The organism is Nocardioides sp. B129/18, from assembly GCF_055282735.1.
Window position 1 is genome coordinate 1 of sequence record NZ_JBUZJI010000029.1, and the last position, 19,382, is coordinate 19,382.

Annotated in this window: 23 protein-coding genes; 6 read left to right on the forward strand and 17 right to left on the reverse strand. The window is 73.3% G+C overall.

Annotated elements, in window-relative coordinates:
• The 11 genes from ACZDWJ_RS16880 to ACZDWJ_RS16930 all read right to left on the reverse strand — a co-directional run.
• Positions 1 to 285: hypothetical protein (locus tag ACZDWJ_RS16880; protein WP_463522815.1), on the reverse strand; the 285-nt coding region annotated here is incomplete at its 3' end.
• Positions 269 to 1,282, reverse strand: a complete 1,014-nt coding sequence (gene fliG / locus ACZDWJ_RS16885; protein WP_463522817.1) for a flagellar motor switch protein FliG — start codon at positions 1,280 to 1,282, stop codon at positions 269 to 271. The genes ACZDWJ_RS16880 and fliG, both read right to left, overlap by 17 nt.
• A gap of 3 nt (positions 1,283 to 1,285) precedes the next feature.
• On the reverse strand, positions 1,286 to 2,857 hold the full coding sequence (fliF, locus tag ACZDWJ_RS16890) for a flagellar basal-body MS-ring/collar protein FliF (RefSeq protein ID WP_463522819.1): 1,572 nt from the start codon (positions 2,855 to 2,857) through the stop codon (positions 1,286 to 1,288).
• Positions 2,857 to 3,177, reverse strand: a complete 321-nt coding sequence (gene fliE, locus ACZDWJ_RS16895) for a flagellar hook-basal body complex protein FliE (protein WP_463522821.1) — start codon at positions 3,175 to 3,177, stop codon at positions 2,857 to 2,859. The genes fliF and fliE overlap by 1 nt, the downstream gene beginning before the upstream one ends.
• Positions 3,174 to 3,569: a flagellar basal body rod protein FlgC gene (locus ACZDWJ_RS16900; protein WP_463522823.1), complete on the reverse strand. Its 396-nt coding sequence runs from the start codon at positions 3,567 to 3,569 to the stop codon at positions 3,174 to 3,176. Before ACZDWJ_RS16900 ends, fliE begins: the two co-directional genes overlap by 4 nt.
• A complete protein-coding gene (gene flgB, locus ACZDWJ_RS16905; protein WP_463522825.1) occupies positions 3,569 to 3,943 on the reverse strand; it encodes a flagellar basal body rod protein FlgB in 375 nt (124 codons plus the stop codon). Before flgB ends, ACZDWJ_RS16900 begins: the two co-directional genes overlap by 1 nt.
• Positions 3,944 to 4,195: 252 nt before the next feature.
• Positions 4,196 to 4,687 carry a hypothetical protein gene (locus ACZDWJ_RS16910; RefSeq protein ID WP_463522827.1) on the reverse strand — a complete coding sequence of 164 codons (492 nt, stop codon included), beginning with the start codon at positions 4,685 to 4,687 and terminating at the stop codon, positions 4,196 to 4,198.
• A 3-nt stretch (positions 4,688 to 4,690) separates the two neighbouring features.
• Complete coding sequence (locus tag ACZDWJ_RS16915; RefSeq protein ID WP_463522829.1) at positions 4,691 to 5,056, reverse strand: response regulator; 366 nt, start codon at positions 5,054 to 5,056, stop codon at positions 4,691 to 4,693.
• Between the two features lie 5 nt (positions 5,057 to 5,061).
• Positions 5,062 to 5,529 carry a chemotaxis protein CheX gene (locus ACZDWJ_RS16920; RefSeq protein ID WP_463522831.1) on the reverse strand — a complete coding sequence of 156 codons (468 nt, stop codon included), beginning with the start codon at positions 5,527 to 5,529 and terminating at the stop codon, positions 5,062 to 5,064.
• Positions 5,526 to 5,909: a response regulator gene (locus ACZDWJ_RS16925; RefSeq protein WP_463522833.1), complete on the reverse strand. Its 384-nt coding sequence runs from the start codon at positions 5,907 to 5,909 to the stop codon at positions 5,526 to 5,528. The genes ACZDWJ_RS16920 and ACZDWJ_RS16925 overlap by 4 nt, the downstream gene beginning before the upstream one ends.
• Before the next feature lie 6 nt (positions 5,910 to 5,915).
• The gene (locus tag ACZDWJ_RS16930) at positions 5,916 to 6,812 is read right to left on the reverse strand and encodes a CheR family methyltransferase (protein ID WP_463522835.1); all 897 of its coding nucleotides are present in this window, start codon (positions 6,810 to 6,812) and stop codon (positions 5,916 to 5,918) included.
• Positions 6,813 to 6,972: 160 nt separating this feature from the next.
• Here ACZDWJ_RS16930 and ACZDWJ_RS16935 point away from each other — a divergent pair, with 160 nt between their 5' ends.
• From ACZDWJ_RS16935 to ACZDWJ_RS16945, 3 genes are all read left to right on the forward strand, one after another.
• Complete coding sequence (locus ACZDWJ_RS16935) at positions 6,973 to 8,013, forward strand: protein-glutamate methylesterase/protein-glutamine glutaminase (RefSeq protein ID WP_463522837.1); 1,041 nt, start codon at positions 6,973 to 6,975, stop codon at positions 8,011 to 8,013.
• Between the two features lie 168 nt (positions 8,014 to 8,181).
• A complete protein-coding gene (locus ACZDWJ_RS16940) occupies positions 8,182 to 9,900 on the forward strand; it encodes an MDR family MFS transporter (RefSeq protein WP_463522839.1) in 1,719 nt (572 codons plus the stop codon).
• Positions 9,897 to 10,373, forward strand: a complete 477-nt coding sequence (locus ACZDWJ_RS16945) for a MarR family winged helix-turn-helix transcriptional regulator (RefSeq protein ID WP_463522841.1) — start codon at positions 9,897 to 9,899, stop codon at positions 10,371 to 10,373. Before ACZDWJ_RS16940 ends, ACZDWJ_RS16945 begins: the two co-directional genes overlap by 4 nt.
• 67 nt (positions 10,374 to 10,440) lie before the next feature.
• Here the strand turns inward: ACZDWJ_RS16945 and ACZDWJ_RS16950 are convergent, their stop codons facing one another.
• On the reverse strand, positions 10,441 to 12,051 hold the full coding sequence (locus ACZDWJ_RS16950; protein WP_463522843.1) for a glycoside hydrolase family 13 protein: 1,611 nt from the start codon (positions 12,049 to 12,051) through the stop codon (positions 10,441 to 10,443).
• A gap of 51 nt (positions 12,052 to 12,102) precedes the next feature.
• Positions 12,103 to 13,467, reverse strand: coding sequence for a cryptochrome/photolyase family protein (locus ACZDWJ_RS16955; protein ID WP_463522845.1), 1,365 nt, complete (start codon positions 13,465 to 13,467; stop codon positions 12,103 to 12,105).
• A gap of 84 nt (positions 13,468 to 13,551) precedes the next feature.
• On the opposite strand from ACZDWJ_RS16955, the gene ACZDWJ_RS16960 reads away from it, so the two are divergent.
• Both ACZDWJ_RS16960 and ACZDWJ_RS16965 read left to right on the forward strand, forming a co-directional pair.
• Complete coding sequence (locus ACZDWJ_RS16960; protein WP_463522847.1) at positions 13,552 to 14,238, forward strand: metal-dependent transcriptional regulator; 687 nt, start codon at positions 13,552 to 13,554, stop codon at positions 14,236 to 14,238.
• A 145-nt stretch (positions 14,239 to 14,383) separates the two neighbouring features.
• Positions 14,384 to 14,719, forward strand: a complete 336-nt coding sequence (locus ACZDWJ_RS16965; RefSeq protein WP_463522849.1) for a hypothetical protein — start codon at positions 14,384 to 14,386, stop codon at positions 14,717 to 14,719.
• A 21-nt stretch (positions 14,720 to 14,740) separates the two neighbouring features.
• On the opposite strand, the gene ACZDWJ_RS16970 is transcribed toward ACZDWJ_RS16965, so the two are convergent.
• Together ACZDWJ_RS16970 and ACZDWJ_RS16975 are read right to left on the reverse strand one after the other, a co-directional pair.
• Complete coding sequence (locus tag ACZDWJ_RS16970; RefSeq protein ID WP_463522851.1) at positions 14,741 to 15,637, reverse strand: Sir2 family NAD-dependent protein deacetylase; 897 nt, start codon at positions 15,635 to 15,637, stop codon at positions 14,741 to 14,743.
• Positions 15,634 to 15,903, reverse strand: a complete 270-nt coding sequence (locus ACZDWJ_RS16975) for a DUF2277 domain-containing protein (RefSeq protein WP_463522853.1) — start codon at positions 15,901 to 15,903, stop codon at positions 15,634 to 15,636. The genes ACZDWJ_RS16970 and ACZDWJ_RS16975 overlap by 4 nt, the downstream gene beginning before the upstream one ends.
• Before the next feature lie 60 nt (positions 15,904 to 15,963).
• Between ACZDWJ_RS16975 and ACZDWJ_RS16980 the strand changes: the two genes are divergently transcribed.
• Positions 15,964 to 17,133 carry a saccharopine dehydrogenase family protein gene (locus ACZDWJ_RS16980; protein ID WP_463522855.1) on the forward strand — a complete coding sequence of 390 codons (1,170 nt, stop codon included), beginning with the start codon at positions 15,964 to 15,966 and terminating at the stop codon, positions 17,131 to 17,133.
• Positions 17,134 to 17,136: 3 nt separating this feature from the next.
• Here ACZDWJ_RS16980 and ACZDWJ_RS16985 read toward each other — a convergent pair whose 3' ends face one another.
• Together ACZDWJ_RS16985 and ACZDWJ_RS16990 are read right to left on the reverse strand one after the other, a co-directional pair.
• On the reverse strand, positions 17,137 to 17,889 hold the full coding sequence (locus ACZDWJ_RS16985) for a M15 family metallopeptidase (protein ID WP_463522857.1): 753 nt from the start codon (positions 17,887 to 17,889) through the stop codon (positions 17,137 to 17,139).
• Positions 17,890 to 18,020: 131 nt separating this feature from the next.
• A complete protein-coding gene (locus ACZDWJ_RS16990) occupies positions 18,021 to 19,244 on the reverse strand; it encodes an ROK family transcriptional regulator (RefSeq protein WP_463522859.1) in 1,224 nt (407 codons plus the stop codon).
• Positions 19,245 to 19,382: the final 138 nt, after the last annotated feature.

Sequence of the window (19,382 nt, forward strand, 5' to 3'; positions counted from 1 at the left end):
CTCCTCGGCGGCCGCGTGCGCCTCGGCGGCGGCGCGGTCGGCCTCGGCGGCGAGCTCGGCGGCGGCGCGGCGTCCCTCGGCCCAGCCGACGGCGTAGCCCTGCGCCTGGGCGGCGGCCCGGGTGCTCTCGGCGAGGCCGGCCAGGGAGTGCTCGGTGACGGCGTCGCCGAGCACCCGCTCGTCGCCCAGCCTCGTCCAGGAGCCGGAGCGCAGGTCGGGGGTGGCGAGGGTGGCGACGGCGACGGCGCTGTCGCCGCGCAGCACCCGCTCACTCGACGAAGTCACTGTCGCCTCCGCGTCGGACCATGATCTCGCCGCGCTCCTCGAGCTGGCGGATGGTGCGGATGACGGCCTGCTGGGCCTCCTCGACCTGGCTCAGGCGCACGGGGCCGAGCAGCTCGATCTCCTCGACGAGGCCCTCCGCGGCGCGCGTGGAGAGGTTGCCGGTGACCTTGTCGCGGACGGGGTCCGGGACGCCCTTGAGCGCGAGGGCGAGCTGGCCGGTGTCGACCTGGCGCAGCACCATCTGCATCGACTTGTCGTCGATGTGGACGATGTCCTCGAACATGAACATCCGGCTGCGGATCTCCTCGGCCAGCGCGCCGTCGAGCGCCTCGAGGCCTTCGATGATCTGACGCTCGGTGGCACGGTCGGAGCAGTTGATGATGTTCACCAGCGGGTCGAGGCCGCCGACGCGCGACATGTCCGAGGGCTGCAGCATCGAGGAGAGCTTGCGCTCCAGCGTCGACTCCACGGCGCGGACGATGTCGGGCGAGGTGCGGTCCATGACGGCGATGCGGTGGGCCACCTGCGCCTGCTGCTCCGGCGGGAGGCCGGAGAGGAGCAGCGAGGCCTTGTCCGGCGTCATGTGCGAGAGGACCAGCGCGATCACCTGCGGGTGCTCGTCGACGATGAACGAGCGCAGCTGGGCCGGGTCGGCCTGGTGCAGGAACTGGAAGGGCATCTGGATCGCGGCGGCGTGGAGCCGCTCGATGATCTGCGCGGCGCGCTCGGCGCCCATGGTCTGCTCCAGCACCTGCTGGGCGAAGCCGAGGCCGCCGCGGGCGATGTGACCGCGCGCGGTCATCATGTCGTGGAACTCCTGGAGGACCGCGCCGGCCTCGCCCTGGCTGACGGCGTCGAGCCGGGCGATCTCGCTGCTGATCGCCTCGACCTCGTTCTCCGAGAGGTGGGCCAGGACGTTGGCGGCCTTGGACTTGCCGAGCTGGACGAGGAGGACGGCCGCCTTGCGGGCGCCGGCGCCGGTGAGCGTGGTGGCCATGGCTCAGCGCTCCGTCAGCCAGCCGCGCAGCAGCGCGGCGACGTCCTCGGGTTGACGCTCGATGAGCGAGGAGAGCTCGTCGCGCATGTCGTCCTCCGGCGTGTGCTCGGGGGCCTCGAGGGCCAGGGCGTTGCTCTGCTCGAGCGCGGCCTGGGCGGCCGCCTGCTCGCGCAGCTGCTCGACGACGTAGCTGGTCGCCTCCTCGCGCTGCTTGGCGCGCTTGCGGCCCTTGAGGGCGGCGAGCACCAGCATGAGGACGACGAGGAGCCCGAGCACGCCCTTGCGGATCATGTCGTTGCGCGAGGCCGAGGCCTTCGCGGCGGCCGCCGCCTTGAGCTCGGCGGCCGCGGAGGTCTCCGAGGAGCGGTCGAAGGGCAGCTGGGAGACCGTGATGGTGTCGCCGCGCTGGGTGTTCACGCCCGCGGTGGAGGCGATGAGCGCCTGGATGGCGGAGGCCTGCACGTTCTTGGTGGCGGCGGCGTCGAGCGCGACGCCGACGTGCAGCGTCTTGATCTGGCCCGGCGTGCTCACCGTGTGCTCCACCGTGCTGCCGACCGCACGGTCCTGGGTGGTGCCCTTCTTGTCGTACTTCGACGCCGAGCTGCCCGTGGCGCCGGTGGTGTCCATCTGGCCGTCGGGGCCGACGACGCCGCCGGCGGCGCTGGCCGCGCCCGGGCCGGTGTAGGTCTCCGAGCTGCTCGACTCCGAGGACACCGGGTTCTTGGTGTCGGGGGTGTAGGTGGTGGTGTCGGTCGTCTTCTTGTCGAAGTCGAGCACCGGCGTCACCTGCACGGTGGAGTTGCCCGGGCCGACGACGCGGTCGAGCATCGCCTGCAGCTTGTTCTGCAGGTCCTGCTGCACCGCGGAGACCTGCTGGTCCTGCTGCATCGGGTCCGAGCCGTCGGCGCCGGGGCTGGTGTAGACCTTGCCGGTCGCGTCGGCGACGGAGACGTTCTTGGGGTCCAGGCCGTCGACGCTGGAGGAGACCAGCTGGACGATCGTCTGCACCTGGCCGGCCGACAGGCTCGCGCCGGGGTCGGTCTGCACGAGCACCGAGGCGGTGGTGGGGTCCTGGGTGTCGGAGAAGGCCTGCTTCTCGGGGATCGCCAGGTGCACCACGGCCGTCGAGATGCCGTCGATGTGCTCGATGGTGCCGGCCAGGTCGCTCTCCAGCGCCATCCGCACGTTGGTCTGCTGCTCGAAGTCCGAGCTGGCGATGCCGCTGCTCTTGAACGGGTCGGTGCCGGCCTTGCTCGAGGACGGCAGGCCCTTGCTGGCGACGTCGAGCCGCGCCTGGGGCACGGAGTCCTTCGGCACCATGATCGTGTCGCCGCCGTCGGCGAGCTGGTAGGGGACGCCGGCGCTGTCGAGCTCCTGGGTGATCGCCGAGGCGTCGGCCGCGGAGAGGTTGGAGTACAGCGGCGAGTACGACGGCGTCGAGGCCCAGCGGTAGACCATGAAGCCACCGAGGACGAGGGCGAGCGTGCCGACGATCGCGACGACCTTCTGGCCGGGCGTGAACGCGCCGAACTGCTGGCGGTAGCGCGCGAGCGTGCGCGTGATCGTGTCCTTCATCAGACCTGCATCCGCATGATCTCGTTGAACGCCTCGACGGCCTTGTTCCGCACGGCGACGGTGACCTGCGTCGTGACGGCCGCCTGGGTGGCGGCGATGGTGTAGTCGTGGAGGTTGGTGAGCGTGCCGCTCGCGGCCTGGACCGCGAGGCCGTCGCTGGTGCGCTGGATGCCGTCGAGCCGGTCGAGGCCGTCGGCCACGAGGCTGCCGAAGTCGGGCCCGGAGGCCGCCTTCGCCTGGGACGGGCCGGCCGGCGCCTGCACCTGGGTGGGCTGCAGCGGGGTGAACCCGCCGACCGCCTCGATGCCGCCGACGCTCATCGGCTGCCGATCCCGATGGCGGTGGAGTAGGTGTCCTGCGCGTACTTGGTGACCTGCGCGCTGGCCTGGAAGCCGCGCTGGGCCATGATCAGCTCCGACATCTGCGAGGACATGTCGGTGGCGGGCGCGCGGACGTTGCCGTTCGCGTCGGCCAGGGGGCTGTCGGGGTCGTTGACGATCATGCCCGCGGGGTCGGTGTAGGCGAGTCCGCCGACCTCGACGCCCTGGCCGCCGGCCTTGGGCTGGGCGACGAGCATCTGGGCCTGGAAGGCGTTCTGCGACGTCGGGCGGACGGTGTTGATGTTGGCGATGTTGTACGACAGCGTGTCGAGCCAGGTCTGGTGGAAGCCCAGGCCGGTGTTGGCGATGCTGAGCGCGTCGAAGGCCCCCATCACACGGCTCCGGCCACGGTCTTGACGAGGTCGAAGCGGTCGGTCACCGCACGCGCCACCATCTGGTACTGGAACTGCGACTGCATCGCGGCGAGCGTCTCCTTGCGCAGGTCGACGTTGTTGCCGTTGGCGCCCACCGGGGTGTCGGTGGCCAGCAGCGCGGGCGAGGCGCCGGCCAGCTGCTGCTGGACGTCGCCGCCGCTGAGGGCCGCCTGCAGCGTCGACTCGAAGTCGACGGTGGTGGAGCGGAAGTCCGGGGTGTCGACGTTCGCGATGTTGTTCGCGATGACGTTCTGCCGCTGCGAGAGGCCGTCGAGCGCGTAGCCGAGCACCGAGGAGACGGCGTCGCTGGCGGCGTAGAGGGGGACGGACACGGGATCGGACCTCCGACGGACGAGTCAGCACGGGGTGCTGAGGGGCGTCCCTCTGCGGATGCGCAGAGGCGGGTGCCGGTCCGTCGGCGGTGGTGAGCAGTCCTCGCTCGGGGGTCTGATCGGCCATCCCCGGGGGCACCTGAGGAGTTCTCCCGACCGGTGTGCGCCCCCGGGGGTCGACGCGCTCCCCGGGAACGACGCGAGCCCCGGGGACCGTGGGGTCCTCGGGGCTCGCGGGTGGCGCAGGTCAGGTCAGCACAGCACGATCGCCAGGCGGCCGGTGCCGTAGCCGGTGATGTCGACGACGAGGTCCTCGCGGCGGCCCAGGATCTGGGTGCGGCTGCGGGCGTCCGCGGCGAGCGGCTCGCCGGCCGGGGTGGCCTGGTAGAGCCGCACGTGGGCGGCCTCGCCGACGTTGAACAGCGAGGCCAGCACGTTGAACACCTCGTGCAGGGCCTCGGCGATCGGCTCGCTGAGCCGCTGCTCCTCGATGGCGGCGTCGGCGCCGGCCAGCGGCACCAGTGCGAGCGCGGAGCCGAGGAACGCCGAGAGCGGCAGGTCGAGCGCGACGACGGCCCGCACCACCAGCGAGTCGTCGACGAACGTCGCGATGCTCGCGGGGTAGAGCGGGCTGACGGCGAACGGCGGGCCCGGGCGCAGGCTCACCGGCTTGTCCAGCAGGCTCCCGAGGAGGTCCTTGACCTCCTTGGGCGCCGGCAGGTGGGCGACGGCGGTGGCGCTCACGGCTCAGCCCACCCGCGCCGCGCTCAGGGCGGCGTCGAAGGCCTCGGGGGTGAACGGCTTGGCGATGAGGAACTGGGCGCCGGCCGCCTGGGCGCGCGAGCGCATGAGCTCGGAGCCCTCGGAGGTGACGAAGCCGAACGGGACGGTGCTGCCTCGCTCGCGCAGGGCCTCCAGCAGGTCGATGCCGCTCATCTCGGGCATGTTCCAGTCGGAGAGCACGAGGTCGGGCGACTGCGCGAGGCAGACCTCGAGCGCCTCCCGGCCGTTCTCCGCCTCGACGATGTCGTGGCCCCCGTGTCCGGACTGGCGCAGCGTGCGGATGACGATCTGCCGCATCACGCGGGAGTCGTCGACGACGAGGATCTTCACGGGGCTCAGCCTCCGGCAGGTCGGGGAACGGCGATGGACACCCGGACGGGGTGCGCGTGCCACGACAGGTCGACGACGCACACCTCCTCCAGGCTCGAGGAGGTGGTGACGGCGCCCTGCGCGACCAGCGGGAGCGAGAGCACGCTCGGACCGGGCATGAGGGACTTCACGCCGCCGCCGACGATGTTGACCAGCTCGCCGAGGGCGTCGGTGAGGTCCTCGGTGCTGGGCCGCTCGGCGTCGTCGAGGCCGAGCATGCTGGTGGTGACGACGCCGGCCAGGGCGTCGGGCAGGCCGATGAGGATCATCGCCTCCCACGCGCCGGTGACGGTGATCGCGGCGGTCCAGGCGTCATCCAGGTGCGCGCTCGGCGCGCCGGGCAGGATCGGCTCCTCGACGCTGAGGAAGCTCGTCCACACCTCCTCGACGACCGCATGGACGTCGGACACGCTGGGCTGGTCGATCGTGATCATGCGGGGACCTCCTTGACGACGAGTCCGAGCAGCTCGAGCTTGTCGACGATGGCGTCGGCGGTGAACGGCTTGATGACGTACTCGTGGGCGCCGGCGGCGAGGGCGCGCACGATCTGGCCGTGCTCGCTCTCGGTGGTCACCATCATCAGCGTCATGGAGCGCCAGCGCTGGTCCGCGCGGACCCGGGTGACGAAGGTGTAGCCGTCCATGAGCGGCATGTTCCAGTCGATGAGGCAGAGGTCCGGGACGAGGCCGGACTCCAGGGCGTCGAGCGCCTCCTGACCGTTGGCGGCCTCGGTGGTCTCGAAGCCGATCTCGTGGACGATGCGCTTCAGGATCGAGCGCATCGTGCGGGAGTCGTCGATGATCAGAGCGTGCATGGTGGATCAGGCTCCTGTCCTGAGCGTGAGGTGTGGGCTCGCCGCTGGGGTCGACGTGGTGGAGAGGGAAGGCCGGGCGACGGCGCGTCCGTGGCGTGGGCGGTGGAGCACGACCCGTCCGCCGGGGCCCGCTGACTCGCGGGTCCAGGTGGCCTCGAGGTCGAGGGTGGTCTCGGTCGAGCCGAGCATCAGCACGCCGTCGTCGGCGATGACGCGCTGGACGCGGTCGAGGATGCTCTGCTTCGTCGCGTGGTCGAAGTAGATGAGCACGTTGCGCAGGAGGACCACGTCGAAGGCGGGCATCGCGGGCAGGGGCGCCGCCAGGTTGAGCACCTGGGTGGTGACCATCGAGCGCAGGTGCGCCACGACCTCCCACTCGCTGCCGACCCGCTGGAAGTACTTCACGAGCCGGGTCGCGGGCATGCCGCGGTTCATCTCCACCTGGGAGTAGCGGCCGGCCTTGACGCGCGCCACCATCGTCGGCGACACGTCGGTCGCGTGGATGCGCGCGGTCCAGCCCGCCGGCAGGTGCTCGTCGAGGAGCATCGCGATGCTGTAGGCCTCCTGGCCGCTGGAGCAGGCCGCCGACCAGATGTCGAGGTGGCGGGTGTGCACGCGGGCGGCCAGCAGCTGGGGCAGCACGTCGTCGACGAAGGCCTGGTAGGGCGAGAGGTCTCGGAACCACGAGGTCTCGTTGATCGTGAGGGCGTCGACGGCGCGTCCCCGCTCGAGCACGTCCGTGCGGAGTCGGGTGACGTAGGCGTCGACGTCGGGATCACCGGCCTGCCGGGCCAACGGCAGCAGGCGTGCCTCGACGAGGTACTCCTTGCCCCGTTCGCAGAGCATGGCGGTCTCCCGACGCAGCAGGTCGGCGACGTAGCCGAAGTTGGTCTCGGAGATCACGTCGGGAGGATCGGTGGGGGAGCGGGTCGACCTGAGGAGAACCGGTGCCGGTCTGCTCCACCCGGGCCCGGTTCGGGACCTCGGTCCCGGACCCGGCCCGGTTTGCTCAGGTGCGCTCGCGGACCTGCCGATGGGCTGCACCATGATCAGGGCTCTCGTGGTGGACGACTCCGCCGTGCTGCGTCGACTGATCTCTACCGTCCTCGCGGGCGATGAGGAGATCGAGGTGGTCGGCACTGCCTGCGACGGCGAGGAGGCCGTCGAGATGGTCGAGCGCCTGCGTCCCGACGTCGTCACGCTCGACGTCGAGATGCCGCGCCTGGACGGGCTCGGCGCCCTCGAGCGCATCCATCCCGCCCATCCGCGGCTGCCGATCATCATGTTCAGCACGCTCACCGAGCGCGGCGCGGCCGCCACCTTGCAGGCGCTCTCGCGCGGCGCGTCGGACTACGTCGCCAAGCCCACGGGCACCACCGGCGTCGCGGACTCGATGGCCCGGGTGCGTGAGGAGCTGGTGCCGCGGATCAAGGCGCTGGCCGGCGCCCGCCGCATGGTCGCGGCGGCGCCCCCGGTGCGTCACGTGCGGGCGACGCCGGCGCTGCCGCGTCCGACCGCGCTGCTCATCGCCTGCTCCACCGGCGGCCCCGACGCGCTCTCGCACGTCCTCGGCGCGCTCCCGGCGACCTTCCCGCTGCCGGTCCTCGTGGCCCAGCACATGCCCCCGGTCTTCAGCGCCCAGCTCGCCCAGCGCCTCGACCGGATCTCCGAGCTGGAGGTCCGCGAGGCGGTGGCCGGCGAGACCGTGCGCCCGGGCCTGGTGCTCGTGGCCCCGGGCGACTTCCACCTGCGCCTGGCGCGCTCGGAGGCCCGCGTGGTCACCACGCTGGACCAGGAGGAGAAGGAGAACTTCTGCCGTCCCGCGGCCGACGCGCTGCTCCGCTCCGCGGTCGGGGTCTACGGCAGCGGGTGCGTGGGCCTGGTGCTCACCGGCATGGGGCACGACGGCCTGCTGGGCTGCCGGATGATCTCCGACGCCGGCGGCGTCGTGGTGGCCCAGGACCAGGAGTCCTCGGTGGTCTGGGGCATGCCCGGCGCCGTGGTCGGCGCCGGCCTGGCCGACGACGTCCTGCCGCTGGACCGGATCGCCGGACGCCTGCAGGCGATCGCGACGCGCTCGTCGGTCGCCGTCGCCGCGCGCTGAGCGGCTCGGGGCGGGTTTGGAGGCTTCGGCGGCCAGCCGCTGAAGCCTCCAGCCCCCTCGCCCGCGACCCCCGCGAGAGCTCACGGCAGATCGGAGGTTTGGGAGGGAAGGCGTCGGCGGAATAATGTTGACCAAGTCAACCTTATGGTCAGCATGAAGGACACGTCCGTGAACCAGCCAGACACCCGGCACCCCGCGCACCGCGCCGGTGCTCACGCCGGTGCGCACTCCGCTCGCGCAGCCGCCGTCGAGGCCGACGCCGCGATGACCCACCGCCAGATCCTGGAGGCCCTCTCCGGCCTGCTGCTGGCGATGTTCGTCGCGATGCTCTCCAGCACCGTCGTCACCAACGCCCTCCCGCGCATCGTCTCCGACCTCCAGGGCAGCCAGACCGGCTACACCTGGGTCGTCGTCGCGACCCTGCTCGCCATGACCGCCACCACGCCCGTGTGGGGCAAGCTGGCCGACCTCTTCGACAAGAAGGTGCTCGTCCAGACCGCCCTGGTGATCTACGTGATCGGCTCGGTCATCGCCTCCGTGGCCCCCAACATGGGCACCCTGATCGGCGCCCGCTTCGTGCAGGGCCTCGGCGTCGGCGGCCTCACCGCGCTGGTGCAGGTCGTCATCGCCACGATGGTCACCCCGCGCGAGCGCGGCCGCTACTCCGGCTACATCGGCGCGGTCTTCGCGCTGGCCACCGTCTCCGGCCCGCTCATCGGCGGCGTCATCGTCGACTCCAGCCTGGGCTGGCGCGGCTGCTTCTTCGTCGGCCTGCCCATCGCGGTGGTCGCCTTCGTCCTGCTGCAGAAGACCCTGCACCTGCCGGTCGTCCAGCGTCCGGTCGGAGCGGCGCGTCCCAGCGTCGACGTCCTCGGCGCCACCCTGCTGATGGGCGGCGTGAGCCTCCTGCTGGTGTGGGTCAGCCTCGCCGGCAACCAGTTCGCCTGGGCCTCGGCCACCACCGCCGTCCTCGTGACCGTCGGCGTGCTCGTCCTCGCCGCCGCGCTCTACGTCGAGGGCCGCGTGGCCCGCGAGCCGATCATCCCGCTGCACCTCTTCCGCGACCGCACGATCGCGCTGGCCACCACCGCCTCGATCCTCATCGGCGTGGCGATGTTCGGCTCCACGGTCTACCTCTCGCAGTACTTCCAGACCGCCCGCGGCATGACCCCCACCCACGCCGGCCTGATGTCGATCGCGATGGTCGGCGGCCTGCTCGTCTCCAGCATCACCACCGGCCGGATCATCTCCACGACCGGTCGCTGGAAGCGCTACCTCGTCGGCGGCATGGTGCTCGTCGTCGTCGGCCTGGGCCTGCTCGGCACCATCGACGAGACCACCAGCCTGCTCGTCGTCGGCGGCTTCATGGCGATCCTCGGCATCGGCCTGGGCGCCACCATGCAGAACCTCGTCCTCGCGGTGCAGAACAACGTGCCGCTCAGCGAGCTCGGCGCCGCCAGCTCGGTCGTCGCGTTCTTCCGCTCCCTCGGCGGCTCGATCGGCGTCGCCGTCCTCGGCGCGCTGCTGAGCAACCGGGTCGCCGACAAGGCAACCACCGGCCTCGCCGCGATCGGCGTCCAGAGCGACAGCCACCAGAGCCACGAGATCCCCGACCTCGGCAGCCTCCCGGCTCCGGTGCGCGCGGTCTTCGAGTCGGCCTTCGGCCAGTCGTTCGGCGAGCTGTTCCTCGTCGCGACGCCGTTCGCCGCGATCGCCCTGATCTGCGTCCTGTTCATCAGGGAGGTGCCGCTGCGCACCACGCACGACCTGGCCGACGGGTCCGACGGCACGTCCGGCGACGCGTCCGACGGCATCGAGGACGAGCTGCGCGCCGACGCCGCTCCCGAGGCCACCGGCGCGCTGGCCGGTACGATCGCCACGCGATGAGCACCGACGCCCCCGACCGCGCCGCCTCCCTCCTGCGCCTCGAGCAGGAGGTGGGCAGCCTCGTGCGCCGCCTGCGCCGGATCATCTCCGAGCGGGCGCGCGCGGTGCACCCCGAGCTGCAGTCCTCCTCCTACCTGCTCCTCGCGCACGTCGCGGAGGGCGGGCCGGTGCGGGCGTCGTCGCTGGTGTGCCACTTCCAGATCGACAAGGGCGCCATCAGTCGCCAGCTGCAGCACCTGATCGACCTCGGCCTCCTCGAGCGCACGCCCGACCCCGCCGACGGACGGGCCCACCTGGTCTCGGCCAGCGCCGACGCCCTGCAGCGACTGGAGGACGTCTCGCAGCAGCGGCGGGCGGTCGTCGACGAGCAGCTCGACGGCTGGAGCGCCGCCCGGCTGTCGGCCTTCGTCGACGAGCTGGCGGCCTACAACGCCGCGCTGAACATCGACGAGCCGGTGCTCCAGGACGCCTGAGGCACCACCCGCACGACGCGCACGAGCCCGACCCCGGTCACGGACCCGGGGTCGGGCTCGTCGCCTCTCAGACGCGCACCCAGGCGGCGGCGTCGCCGGGCAGCGAGCCCGCGAGCTCGACGTCGGGGGCCAGGCTCGAGAGCAGCACCTCGCCGGCGGGCAGGGTGACGGGCTTGGTGCCGCAGTTGAGCACGACCACGACGTCCTCGCGGCGGAAGGCCAGCACGTCGGCGCCGAGGTCGAGCATCTCCACCGAGGCGCCGGTCAGCGAGCGGCGCGCGGTCAGCGTGCGGCGGTAGAGCTCGAGGGTCGAGGCGGGGTCGCCGGCCTGGTCCTCGGCGGTGAGGCCGGCCCAGTCGGCCGGCTGCGGCAGCCACGGCTGCGCGGTGCCCGGCCCGAAGCCGAAGGGCGCGGCGTCGCCGGACCACGGCACCGGCACCCGGCAGCCGTCGCGGCCGACCTCGCCGGTGCGGAACCAGGAGGGGTCCTGCCGGAACGCGGGCTCGACGTCGACCTGCTCCAGGCCGAGCTCCTCGCCCTGGTAGAGGTAGGAGGAGCCGGGCAGGCCGAGCATCGTCAGGGTCGCCGCGCGAGCGCGGGCCAGGCCCTGCGCGCCGCCGCCGTAGCGCGTCACGTGCCGGATGACGTCGTGGTTGCTGAGCACCCACGTCGGCGTCGCGCCGACCTCGGCGAGGGCGGAGAAGGTGCCGGTGACGACCTCGGCGAAGGCCTGCGCCGACCACGGCGAGACCAGCCAGGCGAAGTTGAAGGACTGGCTCATCTCGTCGGCGCGCACGAACTGCGCCATCGACTCCGGGGTCTGCGTCCAGGCCTCGGCGACGAGCATCCGGTCGCCGTCGTACTCGGCGAGCACGCGGTGCCAGCGGCGGTAGACGTCGTGCACCTCGGGCTGGTCCCACATGGGCTCGTCGCGCAGGGTGCGCTCGACCATCGAGCGCTCCTCGGTGCCGTTGACGTCGGCGCCGGAGACGGGCACCTCGCCCTCGGCGACGATCTGGTCGCGCAGCGAGGCCTCCTTGACCAGGCCGTGGGCGACGTCGACGCGGAAGCCGTCGACGCCGCGGTCGAGCCAGAAGCGCAGGACCTCCTCGAAGTGCTCGCCCACCTCGGGGTTGCGCCAGTCGAAGTCGGGCTGGGAGGAGTCGAAGAGGTGGAGGTACCACTCGCCGTCCTCGACGCGGGTCCACGCCGGGCCGCCGAAGACCGACGCCCAGTTGTTGGGCGGCTCGGAGCCGTCGACGCCGCGGCCCTCGCGGAAGAGGTAGCGGGCGCGCTCGGGGGAGCCGGGGCCGGCGGCCAGGGCCGCATGGAACCAGGCGTGCTCGCTGGAGGAGTGGTTGGGCACGAGGTCGACGACGACCTTCAGGCCGAGCTCGTGGGCGCGGGCCAGCAGGGCGTCGGCGTCCTCGAGGGAGCCGAAGAGCGGGTCGACGTCGCGGTAGTCGGCGACGTCGTAGCCGTGGTCCTTCTGCGGCGAGGTGTAGAAGGGGGTGATCCAGAGCGCGTCGACGCCGAGGTCGCGCAGGTAGGGCAGCCGCGAGGTGATGCCGGGCAGGTCGCCGACGCCGTCGCCGTCGCTGTCGGCGAAGCTGCGCACGTAGACCTGGTAGATGACGGCGTCGCGCCACCACGTCCGGCTTGGATCGTTCAAAGTCATGGCGCGGATCCTGTCACGATCCGCTCCGGCGCGACCACCCGGGCGGGCGGGTCAGCGGATGGCCTCCCAGCGGGCCAGCGCCTCCTTGCGCTCCGCGGCGTGGTCGACGATCGCGCGCGGGTAGGCGACGAGGTCGCGGGTGTCGCGGTCGGGGTCGTGCGGGTCGGGCACCCGGTCGGGGTCGGCGAGCTCCTCGACCCAGCGGCGCACGTAGGCGCCCTTCGGGTCGAACTTGCGGCCCTGGGAGGTCGGGTTGAAGACCCGGAAGAACGGGGCGGCGTCGGTGCCGCAGCCGGCCGTCCACTGCCAGCCGTGCTGGTTCGAGGCGAGGTCGCCGTCGACGAGCCAGTGCATGAAGTGGCGCGCGCCGTGCTGCCACTCGACGTGGAGGTCCTTGACCAGGAAGCTCGCGACGATCATCCGCACGCGGTTGTGCATCCAGCCCGTGGCGCGCAGCTGCCGCATGCCGGCGTCGACGATCGGGAAGCCGGTGCGGCCCTCCTGCCAGCGCTCGAAGTGCCGGCCGGGCTCGTCGTAGTCCATGCGCGCGTACTCCGCGCGCAGGTACTCCCGAGCCGTCTCGGGCCGGGCGTGCAGGACGTCGGCGTAGAACTCCCGCCAGGCCAGCTCGGTGCGGTAGGTGTGGGCGGAGTCGCTGCGCCGGTGGGCGAGGTCGGCCAGCATCGTGCGCGGGTGGATCTCGCCCCACTTCAGGTGCGCCGACATCCGCGAGGTGCCCTCGACGCCGGGCAGGTCCCGGGTGTCTCCGTAGTCGTCGACGGCGTCGAGGAACTCCTCCCACCGCTCGCGTGCGGCCCGCTCGCCGGCCTCGGGGAGCGCGAGGCCGTCGGGCAGGTCGACGTCGGGGATCTCGACGCGGTCGCGCTCGGGGAGCTCCGCCCAGCCCGAGCCCGTCGGTGCCTCGACGGGACCGCGCCAGCCGTGGGCGGCCCAGGCCTTGGAGAAGGGGGTGAAGACCTTGTACGGCTCGCCCGAGCCGTTGCGCACCCGGCCGGGCGCCACCGCGTAGGGGGAGCCGGTGCGCACCAGCTCGAGGCCGTGCTCGTCGAGCGCCTCCTCGACGGCGGCGTCGCGCCGGGCGCCGTAGGGGCCGTGGTCCGCCGCGACGTGCACCCGGGTGGCCCCGACGGCGCGCGCCGCCTCGACGACCCGACGCACGGGGTCGCCGTGCACGACGCTCAGTCGGGTCTGCCGCTGCCGCAGGGAGGCGTCCAGCGAGCGCAGGGACGCCGCCAGGTACGCCCGGCGGCTCGGACCGGCCGGGCCCCACAGGGCGTCGTCGAGCACGAACAGCGGCAGCACCGCGCCGTCCTCGGCGGCCGCGAGCAGCGCGGGGTTGTCGGCGAGGCGCAGGTCGCGGCGGAACCAGTGGACGGCGGTGGGACTCTCGGCCATGGCACCACCCTGCCAGCCCGGCCCAGCCGTCCCCCTCCCGTCCGGTGGCCGCCGGTGTCCCCGGAGTAGGCAACAATGGGAGACGTGAGCGATCTGATCGACACCACCGAGATGTACCTGCGCACCATCTTCGAGCTGGGCGAGGAGGGCATCGTGCCGCTGCGCGCGCGCATCGCCGAGCGCCTCCACCAGAGCGGCCCGACGGTCTCGCAGACGGTGGCGCGCATGGAGCGCGACGGGCTGCTCACCGTCGAGGGCGACCGTCACCTCGAGCTCACCGACGAGGGCCGCCGCCTGGCCACCCGCGTCATGCGCAAGCACCGGCTGGCCGAGCGGCTGCTCACCGACGTCATCGGCCTGCCGTGGGAGCTGGTCCACGAGGAGGCGTGCCGCTGGGAGCACGTCATCTCCGAGACCGTCGAGAAGCGGCTCGTCGAGCTCCTCGACCACCCCACCACCTCGCCCTACGGCAACCCCATCCCCGGGCTCTCCGAGCTCGGCGACGGCGCCGAGGCCGAGGGGTTCATGGAGGGCGTCGAGCCGCTCTCCGCAGCGGCCCGCTCGGGCGAGGGCCGCGTCCTGATCCGCCGCATCTCCGAGGAGATGCAGAAGGACGAGCACCTCATGAGCGCACTGCGGCGCGTGGGGGCCCTTCCCGACAAGACGGTCACGGTCGCCGCCACCGAGGAGGGCGTCCTGGTGGGCGCCGCCGGCGAGACCGCCGAGATCGTCCCCGAGGCCGCCGACCACATCTTCGTGCGGCGCCTGTGACCGGTCTAGACCAGCGGTCGGTCGCGTGACCTGACCTGATCCGTCGTCGTTCTCCTGATGAACGCATCGGACACCACGGAGGGTGTCGGTGCCTGACGTCTGGGAGGGCGTAGCGATGTCGGAGTGTGTTCTCACCATGGAGCTCGTGGAGCTGCCCTACACCGGGGCCGAGCTGGCGACGATGCGCGGCCCCCTGATCGTCAGCCACGTCGAGGCCCGGATGACGCGCGCCCTCGAGCCCGGTGAGGACGTCGTGCTCCTCGACGCCGACGGCGAGTACCACTCCGCGTTCGTCGCGGACCTGCGCTTCGAGCTCGAGGACACCCTCTACGTCCTCGACCGCGGCGTCCGCCTGCCCCCCGAGCAGGCCACCGAGCGCCTCGAGCGCGCCGACGGCGGCCCGGAGTCCCGCGGCCTGGAGTCGACCCAGTCGGTGCTCGACATGCTCGCCGCCTGGCGCCGGGAGATCGACGGCCGCTGAGCCGCCGCTGAGCCACGCCGCTCAGTCGCGGAGGTCGACCAGCTCCTCGAGGAACGAGGTGCAGTCGGTCTCGACGGCCAGCGTCGCGACGTCGTCGCCCCGGGTGCGACCGCGGTTGGCCAGCACCACGGGCGTCCCGGCCCGGGCCGCGCGACGCACGAACCGCAGCCCGCTCATGACCGCCAGGCTCGAGCCGGCCACCAGCAGCGCTCCGCCCTCGGCGAGGGCGTCGACCGCGGCGTAGCAGCGCGCGACCCGCTCGGCGGGCACGGTCTCGCCGAAGAACACGACGTCGGGCTTGAGGACGCCCCCGCAGGGGCAGTCGGGTACGACGAACCCGGCGGTCTCCTCCAGCGCGACGTCGCCGTCAGGGCGCACCGCGACGTCGGCGTGCTCCTCCAGCCAGGTCGGGTTGAGCGCCGCCAGGCGCTCCTGCAGCTCGCGCCGCGGCGTGATCGCGCGGCAGGAGAGGCACACGACGTCGGCGATCCGGCCGTGGAGGGTGACCAGCCGCGGGGTGCCGGCCCGCTCGTGCAGGCCGTCGACGTTCTGGGTGATGGTGAGCGCGGCGTCGAGCGCGGCGACCGCGCGGTGCCCGGCGTTCGGGTCGGCCTGGCGCATCCGCCCCCAGCCGACGTGGCTGCGCGCCCAGTAGCGCTGTCGCGCCTGCGGCCCGGAGCAGAACTCCTGGAAGGTCATCGGCATCCGCGCCGGTGCGCCCGGACCGCGGTAGTCGGGGATGCCGGAGTCGGTGGACAGGCCCGCGCCGGTGAGCACCACCAGCGGCCGACCGCCGAGGAGCTCCAGGGCCGCGGCCCGACGCGCGGGGTCGGCGGCCTCCGGCTCGCGCGGCAGGCTGGCGCCGGTGACGGCGCGCACCGAGGCGGCCTCGGTGGCCGCGGTGACCTCGGCGGTCACCGGCCGTACCGGACCGCCGCCCGGGCGCGGGCCCGCTCGGCCTCGACCTCGCGGTCCTTCGGCGGCGCGGCGGTGACGAGGGCGTCGACCAGCTCGCGGGTGCTGGCCGCGATCGCGGCGACGGCGGCGTCGAAGGCCGCCTGGTTGGCCCGGGACGGGGCGGTGGTGCCGGCGATCTTGCGGACGTACTGCAGGGCCGCCGCGCCGACCTCGTCGTCGGTGGCCGGCGGCTCGAAGTTGTGGAGCTGGCGGATGTTGCGGCACATGCCTCGAGCCTACGCCGGACGGCCGTGTCCGGCCGGGGCCCGCGGTGGTTGGATGACGCCATGAGCGACCGCGAGTTCGACCTGGTCCTGTTCGGCGCCACCGGCTTCACCGGCGGCCTCACCGCCGAGTACCTCGCCCAGCACGGTCCCGCCGGCCTGCGGTGGGCGCTGGTCGGCCGCAACGCCGCCCGGCTCGAGGCCGTGCGCGAGCGCCTCGCCCGGCTCGACCCGGCCCTGGCCGAGCTGCCGCTGCTCACCGCCGACGCCGCGGACCCCGCCTCGCTGGCCGCCGTCGCCGAGCGCACCAAGGTCGTCGCCACCACGGTGGGCCCCTACCTCCAGCACGGCGAGCCGCTCGTCGCCGCCTGTGCCGCCGCCGGCACCGACTACGTCGACCTCACCGGCGAGCCCGAGTTCGTCGACACGATGTACGCCCGCCACCACGCCACGGCCGCCGCCAGCGGCGCGCGCATCGTCCACGCCTGCGGCTTCGACTCCATCCCGCACGACCTCGGCGTGCTCTACACCGTCCGCGAGCTCAAGGCGTCGGGCCCGGTGGCCGTGCGCGGCGTCGTGCGCAGCAACGCCACCTTCTCCGGCGGCACCTTCCACTCCGCGCTCGGCGCGTTCTCGCGGGCCAAGCAGATGAGCGCCGCCCTCAAGGCCCGGCGGGCGCTCGAGCCGCGTCCGGAGGGTCGCTCGGTGCGGGCCGTCCAGGGGCGTCCGCAGCGCGACTCCCTGCTCGGCTACTGGCTCCTGCCGCTGCCGACGATCGACCCGCAGGTCGTCGTCCGCAGCGCCGCCGCGCTCGAGGCCTACGGCCCCCAGTTCACCTACAGCCACTTCGCCGGCGTCCAGACGCTGCGGTACGCCGCGGGTGGCGTCGTCGGCGTCAGCGCCCTGGCCTTCGCCGCCCAGGTGCCGCCGCTGCGCAAGGCGCTGCTCTCCCGCGTCAAGCAGGGCGAGGGACCCTCGGCCGGGCGCCGCGCGAAGTCCTGGTTCACCGTCGACCTCGTCGCCGAGGCCGACGGCCGCACGCTCCACACCCGGGTCTCCGGCGGCGACCCCGGCTACGACGAGACCGCGAAGATGCTCGCCGAGTCGGCGCTGAGCCTGGCCTTCGACGAGAACCCCGCCACGGCCGGCTGCGTCACCACCGCCCAGGCGATGGGCGAGGCCCTGCTGGCACGACTGATCGCCGCGGGCATGCGGTTCGAGGTCGTCGTCTGAGGATCAGGACGTCGGCTTGAGGGCGTAGAGCTCGAAGTGCATGGGGTCGGGACGCTTGGTCCAGGCCCCGCCCCACGCGAAGCCCCAGCGGTTCATGATCGCGACGATGCGCGGGTCCATGTCGCCCTTCGTGCCGAGCTGGTTGGTCGAGGTGTTGAGGTCGAAGGCGATGCCGAAGGCGTGCAGCGAGAGCGGACGCGAGGGGTCGCGGTCGATGAACCGCGGGTTGTAGCAGCCGGCGTACTCGCCGACCCGGATCAGGGACGCCAGGCCCTCGCGCCGCACCTCGGCGAGCGCGGCCCGCAGCTGCGGGACGATCATCCGGTGGCAGGTGACCTGCCCGAGGATCGGCACGCTCGCGGTGACGATGTTGGCGCGCACCCAGGCGGGGTCGGGCTCGATGTGACCGTCCTCGAACCAGCGGTAGGAGAACCCGCCGATGCGGCTGCCCAGCGCGCTGCCGGTGAGCCAGGTGCGGGCGACGCCGCCGGTGGGCGCGGCCGTCGGCGGCGCCTCCGTGGGAGCGGGGGCGGCGGTGCCGCCGTCGGAGCGCAGCGGCGTCGCCGTGCCGACGCTGCCCTGACCGGCGGGCTGGGCCTGGCCCGCGGCGGCGCCGTTCGGCCCGACCGCCGAGACGTCCGAGCGGAGCACGGGCGGCGGGCTGGTGAGCAGGTGCGCCAGGGGACCGCCGACGATCAGCAGGCCGAGCACGGCGGCCGCGCCGGCCCACCACGCCAGGATGCCGCGCTGGTGCATCGAGGGACCTCCGAGACGACGTGCCGGGACGGCGGGGCCGCTCTGGTCGAGCGGATCGACCGGGGCGCCCCGATCAGTGTGCCTGAAGTGTGACCCGGCGAGGTCGGAGTCCGCGAAACGGGGCCGGGGTCTCAGCCCAGTCCGGCGGCGGGGATGAGGTCGACGCTGCGCACGGCCAGCACGAGGGCGCCGATGGCCGAGGCGCGGTCGCCGAGGGTGCTCGCGGCGATGACGGTGTCCTGGGCCACCGAGGCCAGGGCGTGCCGGCGCAGGCCCACGCGCACCCAGTCGAGGACGACGTCGCCGGCGCGGGCGAGGTCGCCGCCGACGACGATGGCGCTGGGGTTGACCAGGTTCGCCAGCATCGCCAGGCCCCAGCCCAGGTGGAGGCCGGCGTCCTCGAAGGCTCGCGCGGCGACGACGTGGCCCTCCGCGGCGGCGGTGACGGCGGCGTCGAACCCGCCGGGCAGCTGGGCGTCGAGCATGGTCTCGATGGAGGCGACGGAGGCGTAGGCCTCCAGGCAGCCGCGGCTGCCGCACCGGCACATCGGGCCCTGCTCGTCGAGGGTCAGGTGGCCCACCTCGCCGGCGGTGCCGAGGGCGCCGCGGAACGGCTCGCCGCCGATGATCAGGCCCGAGCCGATGCCGGAGGAGACCTTCACGAAGGCCATGGTCTGGTGGCCGACGCCGGCGCCGCGGGTGTGCTCGGCGAGCGCGCCGAGGTTGGCGTCGTTGTCGACGTGGACGGGTGCGGCGAACCGCTCCTGGGCGACCTTGCGGGCGTCGAGGCCGACCCAGCCGGGCAGGATCGCCGACTCCATCACGACCTCGCCGCCGTCGGGCGTGCGGGCGATCGGGGCGGGCAGGCCCAGGCCGATCGAACGGACCTCGCCGACGTCGACGCCGAGGTCGGCCACCAGGCCGTCGAGCATGGTGGCGACGAGGTCGAGGCCCTCCTCGCTGGGATGCGCGGACTCGAGTGGACGCCGGTCGTGGGCGAGCACCTCGCCGGTGAGGTCGCCGACGACGACCCGCGCGTGTCGGTGGCCGACGTCGATGCCGGCCACCAGCCCCGCGCTGCGGGCGATCCGCACGGTGGTGCCGCGACGGCCCGCGCCGACGGTGGTCTCGACCAGCTCGGCGGCCTGGAGGTCGCGCACGATGTTCGACACCGTGGCCGGCGCCAGGCCGGTCTCGCGCGCCAGCGCCGCCTGGCTGAGCGCCTCGGTGCCGGCGGCGCCCTGGAGCACCCCGAGCACGCGGCGCTGGTTGGCCCCGCGCAGGGAGGCCGTGGAGCCCGGCGGAGGCGTGCGGGCGCCGTCGTCGCGGGGCGGCGGAGCGGCGGCCGGAGTCATGCCGGGGACTGTAGGGGGTGTCCGGTGGCTGTCGTCAAGAGTCATCCGCAAATCCGGTTATGGGACATCGAGGCACGACTTTTCATTCATCTCTTGACGACAAACCTGTGACGGGCAACACTCATCCCCACCGCGGCG